Below are 15,504 nucleotides of genomic sequence, written 5' to 3'. Positions count from 1 at the left end.
GCGGTTCGGTTTTTCGGACGATGTCCGACTCTGTGAACAGACTGGGGCGCGTCGACACTTCCCTTGTTCGTCAGCTCCAGGGTGCGGCGGCGAGCCAGCTGGTGTCCTGGGCCCACGACGACGTGGTGTCCCAGGCGTTGGTGCCGCCGTTGCTTGCCACGTAACCGGTGAGTCGGTAGTGGCGGATGTATTTGGACGGGTAGTTGAAGGACTGCAGGGAGTATCCCGTGCCGCTGTTGCCCGGCTTGGCGCAGAAGGTGGCATCGGCGGCGAACTGGCTGGAGCCGTCGTTGGGTTGCAGGTGGAGCTGGAAGGCGTAGTGCCGCAGGTACTTGCCGGAAGTGTTGGCCGACTCGAAGGAGACACAGCTGCTGTCGGCCAGGCCGGCGCGGACGATCCAGGTGGCGTCACCCTTGTCGGTGGTCGAGCTGCTGGAGGTCACCGGCGCGATCACGACCTTGTCGTCGCTGGTGTCGTGCTGCAGGTAGTCGCCGGTGCAGCAGGAGGTGGTGGCCTGCAGCGACACCTTCGAGCCCGGGGTGAAGGGGGTGGAGGTGTTGGTGCTGTAGCCGGCCGCGGTGATGTTGGCCTGGACGGCGGCGTCGGTGGCCTCGGAGGGGTAGCCCTTGACCATGGCGCCCTCGTAGAAGGTGCCCGCGCTGGCGTTGGTGTTGGCCTGGCAGCAGTCGCCGCCGCTGCCGAGGATGATGGCGCCCTGCTTGTGCATCGGGCTCCAGCCGCTGGGCAGCGCGCCGTTGTAGAGCTGCGTCAGGCTTCCGGACTGCGCGTTGGCACCCTTCAGCGCCATCTGGGTGGTGCCGTTGTTCTTGAGCATCGCGGTGACGAAGCGGCTGGTCTGGGGTACCTGGTTGGGGTTCCATGTCTTGCTGCCACCGCTGAACAGCCCGTTCTCGATGTCCGCCTGCACCCACGGTCCGGTTCCGCTGCAGCCGCCGAACCAGCATTCCGTGCCGAAGTTGATCGCGTCCATGGCGCCGTTGCCGTCGGCGTGGTGGTCGATCTCGGTGTTGCCGTAGTCGAAGCAGCACTTGTTGTTGACGTGGGTGCCGCTGGTGACCATGTACTCGCCCTCAGGTGAGCTGCCGGTCGGCACGCCTCCGGAGGAGTTGTAGGCAAAGTAGCTGTTGCCGGGGTTGATGTAGAGCGCGTACGCCTTCTGGCCGCCCACACCGATCGCTTCGGTGGTCGCAGTGGCCGCGGTGTCGGCGCCGCCGGTCCCGCCGGGCCCCTGGTAGACGAGGGTGTTGCCGCCGCCGGTCTGGTCGTAGACGCGGGTGATGGCGCAGGTGGTGCCCGCGCAGAACGAGTCCTGGGCCGCGGCGTTGGCTACGCCTCCGGCCGCCAGTACGCCGATGTCGTGCGACGCGCTGTCCGACGCCCGCTGCACCTGGTAGAGCGGGCCGTTGTAGGAGGCGAACAGCGCGCGGGTCGTGCTGTGCGCAGCGACGCACGGTGTGCCGCCGGCCGCGTAGATGTCGCAGGGCCCTTGTGCAGCGGCCTGCGAGGTGCCGGTGAAGGCGACAAGGCCGGTGAGGGCGAGCGCCACCGTGGCCAGGCAGGCAACCACCCCCCGGCGCAGTCTTCGGAATATGATCAGTTCAGACATCGTGTACTCCCTTGTTCATCGTTACGGGACACCAAGCCGCGCCCCAACCGGGTTTCGTCGTGTGGCTGGGTGGGGGCGGGCTGAGGGGTGTTGAGGGCAGGCGGACCCGTCCTGGCGAGCGGATTCGCCGACGCCTCGGGTCACGCTGTCACTGGATCGTCCAAGCCTGGTTGGACTGGTTCAGCGGCATCCACTGACTGATGGCGGCTCCGTCGGCCGTCGATCCGCCGCCGACCTCCAGGACCTGCCTGCTCTCGAAGTTGCGGATGACGTACCCACCGCTGGTCGGCTCGAAGTACCACAGCTGGTTGTTGCCGCCGTTGTAGGTGTACTGCTGCAGCGCGGTCCCCGTCCGGTGGCTGGAGTTGTTGATGTCGAGGGCCTTGCCGCTGTTCCTGTTCACGATCTTGTAGAGCTGCCCGCTGACCGGAACGATGTTCCACTGCTGGTTGGCACCACCGTTGCTCGGCCACTGGATGACGCTCCCGCCGTCGGCGGTGGAGTTCTGGTACACGTCCATCAGCTTGCCGCTGTTGACGTTCTTGATCGTGTAGTTCGTCGACGGGTTGATGGTCGGTGTGCCGGTGGCGTCCTCCAGCGCCCCGCCGGCCTGCTGCACACTGAAGTCCGCGATGAAGAAGTAGGCGCCGTCGGTCTTGGCGACCCGCACATAGCGGAACTTCTGGCGGACGTCGATGTTGCCCGTGAGCGTCGAGGCGAGCGGCAGGGTGCTCGTCTGGCGTCCGACGACGGTGTAGGTGGCGAAGGACGGGTCGTTGGAGGCCCGGATCTCGAAGTTGCCGCGGGTCTCGGGCTGGTCCAGGTCCTGACGGGTGGTCAGGGAGAACTGTCCGAGCTGGTAGGCCTGTCCCAGGTCGACCTGCCACCAGGCGGAGGTGTCGCTCCCGGTCGGCGACCAGCCGGTGGCACCGTTGTTGTCGTTGGCTTTGGCCGCGTCCCAGGCGGAGCCGTTGACCGAGGAGGCGGACGCCGGCTTGTGGTAGGCGAGGTTGAGCTTCGCTGCCAGCCCCTGGTACGCGGGCTCAAGACCGGAGGCCTTGATGACGGAGTCGCCGGACGTCGTGTTGTTGGTGAGCGTGACGTCGGAGCCGTTGCGGTTCTGGTTGATGAAGCCGTCGGTGTGGGACAGCACGTTGTTCGACAGGGTCATGTTGTTCGAGCCCTCGTCGAGGTACAGGCCGGACACCGCCGAGCCGCAGGCAGCGGGCGTGCGTATCACGTCGTGGATGTAGTTGCCGTTGATGACCGTGCCGGGGTCGTTGGAGAGGTGGTAGATGCCGGCGGAGTCGCACAGCCGGTTCATCACGTTGCCGATCCGGTTGTAGCTGACGCTGTTGTTGCCCTCGGCGTTGGCCGCCGACTGCCAGCCCCAGCCCAGCGAGATACCGGCCCACGGGGCATCGGAGATGTCGTTGTGGTCGATCGTGGTGCTGTTGACGAAGCCCGCGTTGATCCCCGCGGTGCCCAGGTAGTCCTCACCGATCCGGGTGATCAGGTTGTCCTTGACCGTGACGTTCTTGACCACCTCCCGGGCGTCTTCACCCGCTGGTGAGGTGGGCGGGTTGTAGACGGTGTGGAACTCCACGGTCGGGTCGGAGAACTTGCCGACCATGATCCCGTTGCCGGCAGTGTCGTAGATGACGTTGCCGGTCACGGTGCTGTCGTGCACGCCGTGGGACAGGTCGAGGGCGGTGGCGCCCATCTGCGTGAAGGTGTTGCCCGTGAAGGACAGGCGGTCGGCGTCCGAGGCCTGGGCCCCCGCCGGCGGGCGTCCCACATATTGGTTGTTGGAGGTATCGGCCGAGAGGTTGTAGTTGCCGCCCTGGCCGTTGAGGTAGCCGTTGTTCGTCGCCTCCATCCAGGTGGTCCCGGTGAAGGTGAGCCCGGAGAAGCGCAGGTCGTGAGCGGGGCTGTCGAGGCTGGTGCCCTTGATGTCGAAGCGCGTCTGCACCGACGGGGCCTGCACGCTGGCCGTGGACATGTCCTCGCCGGGGCGGGGCTTGTAGTAGACCGTCTGCGCGGCGGTGTCGACGTAGAACTCGCCCGGTTCGTTGAGGAACTCGTGGGCGTTCTCGAAGTGCAGGGGAGAGCCGTTGGAGAGGACAGGGAACGGGCGTGGGAAGAGGATGCCCGCCTCGTGGTCCTGGATCGACACGTTGGCGGTGCCGTTGGCGGAGCTGATCGACTTCAGCCGCAGGTAGCTCTCGCCCCACTGCGTTTCCAGCATCATCTCGACCTGGTCGAGGTGGTTCCAGTTGGAGACCTGTGAACTGAGCACCTTCAGCAGCTTGCTGGTCTTGTCGCTGCCCTGGAGCTGGAAGTCCGAGCCGAGGTCGGGGAAGCGGGCGCGGGTGGCGCGGACCCCGTTGACGTACAGCTGGCGGAAGTTGAGGCTGCCCACCGGCGCCTTGTACTCGCCGTTGGTGGCCGCGGTCCAGCCGGTGATCGCCTTGCTGCCGGTGATGACGGGTGTCTCGCCGTTGTAGGCCTGGTAGACCACGGTGTGGCCGTTCGTGCCCGAGTCACCGGTGCCGAAGGTGATGGGGGCGGTGAGGGGGTAGGTGCCTCCGCGCAGGTTCACGACGATGTCGTCGGACATGTTCGTGTTGACGGTCCGGACCGCGGCCTGGGCGGCCTGGATGGTCCTGAACGCCGCGGCGGTGCTGGTTCCCGAGTTGCTGTCACTGCCGTTGACAGGGTCGACGTAGAAGTTCGTCGTGGCCGCGTAGGCGGGCTGAGCGGGCAGTACGGCGGCGAAGACGACGGCCGCCGCCGCGAGCGCCTTGACCGTCCCCGCGCCGATGCGTAGGGGTCTCATCTGTGGTGTCCTTCCTCCGAACCCCCCGGGTTTCTTATGAGTTGCATTTATCAGTGCAAGAAGGTGGGTCGGTCAAGACGATAGGAACGCCTATTTTTCACAGACGCAACAAGCGGGACGTGTCGACGTCGCGGTCCGCGCGTTGTGCACACCATCCCGAGGCGGGGAATCAGGCCTGGTGAGAGCGCCATTAGCGCGACGGCCGACCGCCGATGGAGTCCCGTCCAGGCCGCTCCAGCGAAACCATGATTCTCAGAATGAGTAGTATTCATTCTGCGCTTGGGGCTCTCCGGCTGAGCTTCGCTCTGCTTCTCTGTGAAACATGGCATGTATCGATGGAACGAACCGTCATGAAGCGGGCAAGGCGGCCCGTCTGACGCTCTGTCCGAGCACTTTCATCCACTTAACTGTTGACACGGCGCAGTTACATCACTGAACTTCATGCGTAACTCAGCGGATGGTGCCCAGAGCCGCCCGAGACCGGGAGTACATCTATGCCGTCAGGAAGAAGACTGTCCCGTCGTACCCTGTTGGGCTCCGCGGCCGCCGCTGTGGCCGCGAGCGCGCTGCCCGTGGTTCCCGGATTCTCCGGCCTGCTCCCTGAAGCGGCTGCCGCGGACCTGCAGACCAATCTCAGCAACCTGGTGAACTTGCGGTTCGGCATGTTCAACCACTTCAACATGGGCACGTTCACCAACCAGGAGTGGGCCGCCCCCAACCAGAACCCGGCTCTGTTCGCACCCACGGCGGTCGACTGCGCCCAGTGGGCGGCGGCAGCGGCGGCGGCGAAGATGAGCTACGGCGTCCTGACCACCAAGCACCACGACGGCTTCTGCCTCTGGCCCAGTGCCCACAACACCTACAACGTCGCCAACAGCTCCTACAAGCACGACGTCGTCGCGCAGTACGTGACCGCCTTCCGGGCCCAGGGCCTGAAGGTCGGCCTGTACTTCTCGATCTGGGACCGCACGTACAGCGTCCAGGCCTACGACACGCGCCACAAAGTCGCCTCGGACCAGGCCATCCAGCCCGGTGACATCACCTACATCCTCAACCAGATCACCGAACTGCTCACCAACTACGGCACCATCGACATGTTCGTCACCGACGGCTACGCCTGGCAGATGGGCCAGCAGGCCGTCCCCTACCAGCGCATCAGGGAACATGTGAAGTCCCTGCAGCCCGACATCGTGATGATCGACCACGGCGGGCTGTCGGTGCCCTACCTCGGCGACGCGATCTACTTCGAGGAGCCCCTCGGCATCACCTCACCGGCAGGCAACACCTACGCCTCGCTGCAGGGCCAGACGATCAGCAACGGGTGGTTCTGGCATCCGACGACGCCCACGACCGACCCGATGAGCAGGGACTCCATCCTCTCCCATCTGGCGGACCTGGAGCCCAAGTACACCTCGTTCATCCTCAACTGCCCGCCCAACCGCAACGGTGTGCTGGACACCAACATCGTCAACCGGCTCTCCGAGGTCGGCGCCGCCTGGAGCGGACCCGACACCTCGCGGCCGCCCCTGCCCGCCCAGATGCTCCGCGCCGAACACCCGGTCACCCCCGTGGCCGCCTACGCCACCGCGTACCACACCGGCGAAGGCCCCATGAACGCCATCGACGGGCTCAGCGACAAGGGCTTCGAGACCTGCTGGTCCACCTGGGGCCTCACACTGCCCCAGACCATCACCATCGACCTCGGCGGCGTATGGAGCAACATCTCCACCCTGGAGTACCTGCCCAAGCAGTGGAACCGCACCAACTCCACCGACGGTGACATCACCGCCTGCGCCATCTCCACCAGCACCGACGGTGTCACCTTCACCCAGGTCGCCACCGCCTCCTGGGCCGGAGACCGCACCACCAAAGTCGTCGAGTGGCCGGCCCGCAACGCCGCCTTCGTCCGCATCCAGGTCACCGCCGGCACCGGCGGCTACGCCAACATCGGCAACCTGCGCATCGGCGGCCGCGCCGCGACACCCGCCCTGGTGTCCACCCTCTTCCCGGGCGACGGCACCGCGTACCGCCTCGTCGCGCGCCACAGCGGCAAGGTCGCCGACGTCTCGGGCGCCAAGACCGCCGACAACACCGCCATCCTGCAGTGGCCCTGGCAGAACCACGCCAACCAGAAGTGGACGATAGCCAGGGCCGACTCCGGCTACTACAAGATCCGCAACGTCAACAGCGGCACACTCATGGAAATCGGCGGGCTCTCCCGCGTGAACGGCGGAGGCGCCGATATCTGGGGCGATGCCAGCGCGCCCCAGCAGCACTGGGCCATCACCCCCACCGGCGACGGCTACTACCTCCTGACCAACCGGCTGAGCGGCCTGTCCCTCAACGTCGACAGCGGCTCCACCGCCGACGGAGCCGCCATCAACCAGTGGGCCTACACCGCCGGCGCCCAGCAGCAGTGGCAGATCATCCCGTCGTAGGGCCAGGCGCCCAACTCGCGCCTCCCGGACACCTCTCAGCGCAGGGGGAGCGCCCGAGTGTGTTCGATGCGCACGGCGTCCAGGGACCGGGAGTTGAGGCCCAGGAGCCGCAGGATCGTCGGGGCGATCTGCGTGGTCCGTACCGAGTCGCCGACGCGCACTCCTCGCGGGGTGGCGGCGCCGGAGACGACGAGCGGGACGTCGAGGTCGTCGGCGTGGGCGCCCCCGTGTTCGGCGATCTTGCTCTTGCCGCCGGTGTAGACGACGCCGTACCGGGTGATGCCGAACAGGTCGGGAACGCGGGAGTCGCCCGGGCGGACGTGGAAGTAGCGGGCGGCCTCGGCACCCGCGTACAGGGTCTTCAGGCCGCTTGCCGTGAAGGGCTTGGCTGCTCCGTCGATGCCGTTGCCGGTGCCGGACTGAGCGAGCAGGTACGCCTTGGCGAAGCCGGTGGCGGCCTTGGAGCGGTCGGTGAGCCACAGGAGCATCGCGTCGTCGTCCACGGCATGCGCGACCAGGTCGCCGGCGCCCGGGTGGGCGGCCTTCCACGCGGCGTTGAGCCCGTCCAGGAGGGGGCCGTCGTCGATACGGGTCAGCGCCTTCGGGTCGGTCGGCGACTGGCCGTGCTTGGCCGAGAGGACGACCGTCGTGCTGCGGTCCAGGTGCTGCTTGTGGAGCTCGGCGAGGAACGCCCCGACCTGCTGGTCGACGAAGTCGAGGTTCTTCGCCAGCAGCGGCCCGGGAACGCCCTTGGCCTGGTAGCCGCCCGTCAGCCCGTTTGAGGAGGGCAGCTTCTGGGCGGTCGACACCGACTGGAAGTTCATGCCGAAGACCGCCGGGGTGCCGACGTGGTGGGTGCGGCCGTGGTCGTAGCCGTCGATCTCGTTCAGCACGGCCCGCACTTTGTAGCCGTCGTACTGCTCGGTCGCCGCGTTGTCCTTCGTCCAGTCCTTGCCGGCGGGGTAGCCGATGGCCTGGCTGTTGATCTCGGGGGCGAACAGGTCCTGGATGCCCTTGCCGCTCGGCCCGTTGAGGATGTCGTACGCGACGTGCTTGTCGGACCACGCGGTCCGCAGCCCGGCCTTGCGGGCCACGTCGAAGACCGTGTTCACCTTCAGGTAGCCGTGCGGGTAGAGCGGCTTGCACGTCTTCGGGTCGACCGGCAGCTTCGACGGGTCGATGAGGCTCGCGGCGTCTCCCGTCATCTTCAGGATGCTGCCGGGCAGTCCCGCGAGGCCCTGACCGGCGTCGAGGGAGTCCTTGTTCTTGTCGAGGTCCTCGGTGAGGTCGACCTCGACGCCCGGCTTGGCACCCGCGCAGGCGGTCGTGCCGGCCGGGAGGAGTGCGGCGTCGTAGGTGTCGTCGTAGTAGACGCCCGTGGTGCCCGGGTCGCCGCCGGTGAGCTGGCCGACCATGCCGGGGAACGAGTCGGAGGGGATGGTGGTTCTCGCGTGGGTGTACTCCACACCGCCGCCGACGAGTCGGGCGAGCGCCGAGTCGGGGTGGCGGTCGATGTACCAGGCCAGGTCGGACTGGTGCAGGCCGTCGACGGACAGCAGCAGGACATGCCGGGCGCGAGCCTGCGCCTGCGCCGGCGCGTGTGCCGCGGCGGGCGCGGTGGCGGTGGCGGTGAGGGCGCCCGCGGCGGCGAGCGCGGCTGCTGCCGCGGCGACGGTACGGGCGGGACGGACTGGACGTCGGAACAACGGAGCTCCTTGGTTGTACGGCGCGGGGGGCGGCGGCGAACCGTGCAACGACATGGGAAGGGCACAACGTGTACGGGAGCGGACGTACGGACCGCGTCCTGCCAAAGAAACGCATCGGCGCACGCAAAGAGGTGCGCTGCCGACGCCGCCCGCCGGGCCCCGGACAACTCCCGTACGGTGGACGGGCCCTCCCCCCGCCTGGCCTCAGCGGACCTCTGAGAGCAATTCGCCCGCGGCCCGCTGAACATCGTCCTCCGACACGAGCACCAACTGCGCCGCCTGCCCCAGCGGGACGAAGCTGTCCGCGCTGGTGACCCGTCGGACCGCGCCGCTGAATCCGGCGTCGACCAGGGCGGTGACGACCCCCTCCGACACGCCTCCCGTACGGCGGGTCTCGTCGACCACGAGCACACGGCCCGTCGCCCGGGCTTCCCGCAGCAGGTCGTCGACCGGCAGGGGGGCCAGCCAGCGCAGGTCGACGACCCGGCAGGCGACGCCCTGTTGCTCCAGCCGGCGCGCGGTCCGAAGCGAGATGCGCAGGCCGTTGCCGAAGGTCACGATGGTCAGGTCCGTGCCGGTGCCGTAGGTGCGTGCCCGGCCGATCGGTACGTGGTCGGCGGGTGGTGGGTAGGGGGTGAGCCAGGCGTTGTCCCCGTCTTCGTGGAGATCCCGGGCGTGGTAGAGCGCGATCGGTTCGAGGAAGGCGCTGATGGTGCCGTCCACCTTCGCCGCGGCCACGCAGGTGCGCAGCATCGCGGCGGCGTCGTCGGGGCGTGACGGGGAGGCGATGACCAGGCCGGGAATGTCGCGCAGGGCGCCCACCGCGTTGTCGTTGTGGAAGTGGCCGCCGAAGCCGCGCTGGTAGCCGTAGCCGGCGATGCGCACCACGAGGGGGTTGCGGTACTGGCCCTGGGAGAAGAACGGCAACGTGGCGGCCTCGCCGCGTAGTTGGTCCTCGGCATTGTGCAGATACGCGAGGTATTGGATCTCCGCCACCGGCAGCAGCCCGGACAGGCCCGCCCCCAGCGCGAGCCCGAGGATGGCCTGCTCGTCGAGGAGGGTGTCGAAGACCCGGGCGGTGCCGAAGCGCCGTTGCAGGCCCCTGGTCAGTCCGTAGACCCCGCCTTTGCGGCCGACGTCCTCGCCGAAGACGACCAGCTCCGGGTGGCTGCCGAGCAGGTCGGCGAGCGTGTGGGTGATGGCCTGGGCGACGGTGACGGGCTCGCCCACGGGCGCCGCGGATGCTTCGCTCGTTCGGCGTGCCGCAGTCGCCACGAGGTCGGCGCGGCGGGGTGCGATGGGGGCGGCGATCTGTGTGGCGGTGGTCAGGGGCTCGCTCTCGAGGGCCTCCTTGGCGACGGCGAACACCCGGCCGCCCACCTCGTCGTACCGGTCGAGAACCTCCTGCGGGGTGAGGACGCCGGAGGCTGTGAGCAGCCGCGCCGTGGCCAGCAGCGGGTCGCGGCGCAGGTCCGCGGCGACGTCGGACGGCATCCGGTAGGCGGCTTCGGCGTCCGAGCCCGCATGGCCGAGGAAGCGCACCATGGACAGGTGCAGGAACGCGGGCCGGCGGTGCTTGCGTACATGGGCCACCGCCTCGCGGGCGGTGTCGTACGCGGCCTGCGGATCGCAGCCGTCCGCGGCGAAGTAGGCAAGGGCGGGCCGGTCGCCGTAGGCGCGCCGCACCCAGTCGGGCGGGGTCGGCACGCTGATGCCCAGGCCGTTGTCCTCGCAGACGAACAGGATCGGCATCGGCAGGCCCTGGTAGGCGGCGTGGCAGGCGCTGTTGATGGCGCCCGCCGCCGTGGAGTGGTTGACCGAGGCATCGCCGAAGGAACAGCAGACGACGGCGTCACCGGGCCAGGCGCACTCGGTTCCGAGCCGCTTGGCGCGCGCGATGCTCCACGCCACCCCGACCGCCCGGGGCAGGTGGGAGGCGATGGTCGACGTCTGCGGGATCACGGCCAGTTCGCGGCGCCCGTACACCTTGTGCCGGCCGCCGGCGATCGGCTCCTCGGCCCCGGCGGCCACCCCCAGCAGCATGTCCCTGACCGCGTCGACGCCGCCGGCCTGCCGGGCACGGGCGCAGTAGAACGCGCCGGAGCGGTAGTGCAGCAACGCCGGGTCGGTGGGCCGCAGCGCGAGGGCGAGCGCGGCGTTGCCCTCGTGCCCGCTCGATCCGATGGTGTAGTAGCCGCGGCCCTGCTGCTGCATCCAGCGTGCCGCGAAGTCGGCGTGCCGGCTCTCCGACTGGGCGTCGAACAGGTCGAGTGCGGTACGGGAGCCCATTGGGCCCGCAGCCCGGGCGGCAGACCTCAGACCGGCCACCGCCTCGCGGAAGTGCCGGTCCAGGTCGTCGACGCCGCTCACAGGCGGAACGCCATGTCGGGTTCGAGCGCGGCCACGTCCATCTGCGCCTTCTGCAGCCGGCCGGAGTGGTCCCAGTTCATCGACTGCCAGCGGGTGAACTGGTCGAGCACCCACTGCCCGGACTGGCGCGAGCCGTTTCCGGACTTGCCGTTGCCGCCGAACGGCAGGTGCGCCTCGGCTCCGGAGGTGGTGTTGTTGACGCTGACCATGCCGGCGGAGATGCCGCGCCGGAACGTCCACACCTCGTGCGGGTCGGTGGTGTAGATCGCGGCGGACAGGCCGTAGCCGTGGAGGTTGGCCAGCTCCAGGGCCTCGTCGAAGTCCCGGTAGGTGGTCACCGAGACGATGGGGCCGAAGGTCTCGGTGAGGAACAGGTCGTCGTCGCGGCGCACTCCGTCGACGATCACCGGGTGGTAGAACATGCCCGCTTCGGGGTCGCCGACGAAGCCCTTGCGCGGGTTGTCGGCCGTGATCCGTCCGATGCCGTCGGAGCCGTAGGTGCGGTGGTGGTCCTTGATCCAGCCGAGGAAGGTCTCGTAGCGCTGCGCGAACCGCTCGTCGAGCATCGGGCCGTACAGGACGTCCTCGAAGGCGTCGCCGATCCGGGCCGCGCGGCTCGCGGCGTCGAAGCGGGCGAGGAAGTCCTCGTGCACGGACTCGTGCACGACGAGCGTCCCCAGGGAGGTGCAGCGCTGACCCGCGGTACCGAATCCGGAGAACAACGCACCTTCCACCGCCAGGTCGAGGTTCGCGCTCGGGGTGACCACCTGGGGGTTCTTTCCGCCCAGTTCCAGGCAGGGGGTCTGCAGGTGGCTTCCGCACAGGGCGCCGATCTTCTGGCCGACCAGCGTGGACCCGGTGAAGCCGACCTTGTCGACCAGGCCGGCGTCGAGGGAGGACTCCAGACCGGCGTAGGTCTGCTCCCCGTCGGCCAGCACGAGGTTGAGTACGCCGTCGGGCAGGCCGCCGCCGTGCACGAACAGATCGAAAAGCGCCTTGGCGCTCGCGGCGGCGTATTCGGCGGGCTTCCACACCGCGGTGTTGCCGGTCACCAGCGCCGGCACGAGGTACCAGGCCGGCACGGCCACCGGGAAGTTGCCCGCGGTGATCACCGCGACCGCGCCGACGGGATTGCGGAAGGTGAACAGCTGCTTGTCGGGCATCTCCGAGGGCACCGTCTGCCCGTACAGCCGGCGGCCCTCGCCCAGGAAGAAGTCGCAGGTGTCGATGATCTCCTGCACCTCGCCGAGTGCCTCCGCGAGCGGCTTGCCGATCTCTTCGGTGACGATGCGGGCGAGCCGGTCCTTGTTGGCCTCGACGAGCCGGCCGATCTTTCCGATCGCGGATCCGCGCACCGGCGCCGGGACGTCGGACCAGGACCGCTGGGCCGCCTTCGCGGCCTTGGCGGCCTCGACGAACGTCGAGGCGTCCCCGAGCGAGATCTCGGTGACCACCTCGGCGGTACGGCCGGGATTGGGGCGTTGAAGAGTCCCGCCGGGGGCGCCGGCGACCGGGTGGCCGGCAACGATCGAGGCGACGGAACGGGCCATGACATTGCTCCTTGTCCGCTGGGGTGGGGCGGTGTCCGCAGGGAGGGTCAGTGCAGGCCGGCGAGGACCCGGTCGAGAGCCCGCAGGGCGAGGGCGAGCTCGTCCTGGGTGATGGACAGGGCGGGACGGAAGCGCATCGAACGCTCACCGCACGGCAATGCGATCACCTGCTCCTCGGTGCGCAACCGGCGTACCGCCTCGTCGCGGGCGCCGCTGTCCGGCAGGTCGATGGCGCTCATCAGCCCGCGTCCGCGCGCGTTGGACGCCACCGCCGCGTGCCGGACTTCGAGGTCACGCAGTTCGGCGACGAACCACGATCCCACGGCGGCGGCATGCGCCACCAGATCGTCTCGTTCGATGATCTCCATGATGCGCCGGGCGCGGACCATGTCCACCAGCCCGCCGCCCCAGGTGGAGTTGATCCGCCCGGAGACCCGCAGGACGTTGTCGGGCACCTGGTCGACCCGGCGGCCGGCCATGATGCCGCCGAGCTGGACCTTCTTGGCGAAGGCCACGATGTCCGGCTCCAGGCCGAGTTGCTGGTACGCCCAGGTGGTGCCGGTGATGCCCACACCGGTCTGCACCTCGTCGAGCACGAACAGCGCGTCGTGCTCGTGGCACAGCGCCTGCATCGCCTGGAGGAACTCGGGGCGCATGTGGTTGTCGCCGCCCTCGCCCTGGATCGGCTCGGCGATGAAGCAGGCGACGTCGTGCGGGTTGTCCTCGAAGGCCCGGCGCGCCTGTGCGAGGGCTCGTTGCTCGGCCTCCTCCACCTCGGCGAGGTGCCGTTCGAGGGGGAAGCGCATCGCGGGTACGTCGATGCGGGGCCAGTCGAACTGCGGGAAGCGGGCCGTCTTGTTGGGCTCGGTGTTGGTCAGCGAAAGGGTGTAACCGCTGCGGCCGTGGAAGGCGCGGCGGAGGTGGAGCACCTTGGTGCCCAGGTCGGGGGAGCGGCCCGCGGCCTCGTTGCGGCGGCTCTTCCAGTCGAACGCCGTCTTCAGCGCGTTCTCGACGGCGAGCGCCCCGCCCTCCACGAAGAACAGCCTCGGCAGCTCCGGATCCCCCAGCACCCGGGCGAACGTCTCGACGAACTCGGCGTAGTGCGCGGTGTACATGTCGGGGTTGGCGGGCTTGTTGGCCGCCACCTGCGCAAGCAGGGTCATGAACTCCGGATCGTCCACGATGCCCGGCGCGTTGAGGCCCAGCGGGGCGGACGCGAAGAACGAGTAGAGGTCGAGGAACTTCTCACTGGTGCGTGCATCCACGATCCACGAGCCCCGACTGGCGAGCGGGTCGAGCACCAGCTTGAAACCGTCGGTCAGCACATGACGGCCGAGTCTTTCGTGCACCTCGCCCGGGTGGATCGTCGACGCAGCAGCAACCGTCATGGGACACCTACTCTCGATAGCCGCGAACAGGAGATGTTTCGTCAGTCACGAGGAGTAACGAAATTATCTTAGGTGTGTCGGCGATATTGCCGCAAGATTTCGTGCACGGGTAGGTGTGAATGCCGCCGGGAGGGGCTTGTCCGACGGCTCGACCTGCGTTACTGATCATGACTTAGGCCGATTGTCAGTGGTGCGTCCTACTCTCGCCATATGACCTACTGCGTCTGGCACAGGGGCCTCGGCATCACGCTCGACCTGACCGAGGCGGATCTCGGGCACCCCGAATACCCGCGGCTGCTCGACGAGATCTACGGCAACTACCAGCCCGATCTTCTGTACTGCCTGGAAGCCCATGAGGACGAGGGGTTCATCTGTCCCGGCTTCATGGCCATCCGCAAGGTCAACGGCCGCCCGCACGCCATGCACGTGGCCAAAGGGGAGCGCCCCGAGACGAAGGACGAAAGCGATCTCCACAAGGCGCTGAGGGAATACACCGCCAAGGTCGCCGCGGGGGAGGGATTCCGGGTCACGGGAGCCGAAGGGGCCGAGGGCGGAAAGCGCCGTACGGACGTGACCGTGGAAGGCGGCGACCGTCACCGGCTCGCGTACGAGATACAGCTTGCGGCCATAGCCGGCGGTTCCGTCGACGAGCGCACCCGCAGCGCATTCCGGGACGGGCTCACCCCGCTGTGGCTCGTCAACAACGAGAACGCGATCCCCATAGACCGCGCGCCCTGGGCCCGGCTGAACGTACAGAGCTGGCGGGACGTGACCGACCGCGCGGCCCTGCCGGTGCGCGGCGGCATCAAGCAACTGCACATGTCCCGCTGCGACTGGAGCAATCCGGTGCCCTGCCCCCAGCAGGGCGCCGGCCGCTGCGGTGGGCGGCACGCGCTGTGGGAACCGGTGCGCGGCCTCTACTACGACGACGTCATCCGGCGCACGGCCACGGGCGAACTCGTCTCGCTGTACCTGCCCCACCCGGCGGGCCGGCGCGGCTGGCACATGTGGGTCACCCCGACGGACAAGGACGAGTTCCTCGAAGGCCGCCCCGAGCCCCTGCCCGGCCAGTCGGTGCTGCCCCGCGCCGACGGGGTGGGTCTCGTGCCCGCGCCTCGGGCCGGTGCGTGGGAGGCCGGTGACCACCTGGAGGCGGGTCTTCACAGCGAACTCACCCGGGCGCGTGACGACGAACGGCCCATCGACGCCTCGCTGTGGCACACCGAGCCGGGGTCGTCCGAGTTCTCGCGGCCCTTCATCGTGGGCGAGTTCGTCATACCCGGCGATCTGGTCGCCGCCCGCCGGACCTTCACCCGGGCGCTGGAGCACTGCGCGGACATCGCCGCGCGCCTTCCCAGCGGCATGGACATCGCGGCCGGACGCGCGGAGATCACCGGTGAGCAGCGCGAGCGCCTCGCGGACGCCCGGGAGCGCTGCCGTCGCCTCGCCGAGGAGATGCACACGCACCCCTGGTGGGAGACGGTCGGCGACCGTCATGCCGCACGGGAGGCCCTGACGTACGCCGCGAACCACGACACCACATCTGGACTTTCCGTCCAGAGGCTGGACCAGTAGTCTAGGTGGCG

The 15,504-nt window shown here is 68.7% G+C and carries 8 protein-coding genes; 2 read left to right on the top strand and 6 right to left on the bottom strand.

Going from position 1 to position 15,504, the window contains the following annotated elements; all coding sequences use genetic code 11:
* Positions 1 to 70: 70 nt before the first annotated feature.
* On the bottom strand, positions 71 to 1,627 hold the full coding sequence (locus tag ACWCRD_RS15050; protein WP_450966257.1) for an alpha-L-arabinofuranosidase B: 1,557 nt from the start codon (positions 1,625 to 1,627) through the stop codon (positions 71 to 73).
* 148 nt (positions 1,628 to 1,775) lie between these two features.
* Complete coding sequence (locus ACWCRD_RS15045; protein WP_450966256.1) at positions 1,776 to 4,466, bottom strand: RICIN domain-containing protein; 2,691 nt, start codon at positions 4,464 to 4,466, stop codon at positions 1,776 to 1,778.
* A gap of 494 nt (positions 4,467 to 4,960) precedes the next feature.
* On the opposite strand from ACWCRD_RS15045, the gene ACWCRD_RS15040 reads away from it, so the two are divergent.
* Positions 4,961 to 6,904, top strand: a complete 1,944-nt coding sequence (locus ACWCRD_RS15040; RefSeq protein WP_450966255.1) for an RICIN domain-containing protein — start codon at positions 4,961 to 4,963, stop codon at positions 6,902 to 6,904.
* A 35-nt stretch (positions 6,905 to 6,939) separates the two neighbouring features.
* Here ACWCRD_RS15040 and ACWCRD_RS15035 read toward each other — a convergent pair whose 3' ends face one another.
* The 4 genes from ACWCRD_RS15035 to lat all read right to left on the bottom strand — a co-directional run bounded on the left by ACWCRD_RS15035 (position 6,940) and on the right by lat (position 13,918).
* Positions 6,940 to 8,610 (bottom strand): alkaline phosphatase family protein, encoded by a 1,671-nt coding sequence (locus ACWCRD_RS15035; protein WP_450966254.1) that lies wholly within the window; start codon positions 8,608 to 8,610, stop codon positions 6,940 to 6,942.
* 204 nt (positions 8,611 to 8,814) lie between these two features.
* Positions 8,815 to 10,980, bottom strand: a complete 2,166-nt coding sequence (locus tag ACWCRD_RS15030) for a thiamine pyrophosphate-dependent enzyme (RefSeq protein ID WP_450966253.1) — start codon at positions 10,978 to 10,980, stop codon at positions 8,815 to 8,817.
* Positions 10,977 to 12,530, bottom strand: coding sequence for an aldehyde dehydrogenase family protein (locus ACWCRD_RS15025; protein ID WP_450966252.1), 1,554 nt, complete (start codon positions 12,528 to 12,530; stop codon positions 10,977 to 10,979). The genes ACWCRD_RS15030 and ACWCRD_RS15025 overlap by 4 nt, the downstream gene beginning before the upstream one ends.
* A 47-nt stretch (positions 12,531 to 12,577) precedes the next feature.
* A complete protein-coding gene (gene lat / locus ACWCRD_RS15020; protein WP_450966251.1) occupies positions 12,578 to 13,918 on the bottom strand; it encodes an L-lysine 6-transaminase in 1,341 nt (446 codons plus the stop codon).
* A 210-nt stretch (positions 13,919 to 14,128) separates the two neighbouring features.
* Here lat and ACWCRD_RS15015 point away from each other — a divergent pair, with 210 nt between their 5' ends.
* A complete protein-coding gene (locus ACWCRD_RS15015; RefSeq protein WP_450966250.1) occupies positions 14,129 to 15,493 on the top strand; it encodes a competence protein CoiA family protein in 1,365 nt (454 codons plus the stop codon).
* The last annotated feature ends 11 nt before the right edge of the window (positions 15,494 to 15,504 follow it).

This window comes from Streptomyces sp. NPDC002092, from assembly GCF_053593775.1.
This window is presented reverse-complemented; position numbering and strand designations above follow the sequence as displayed.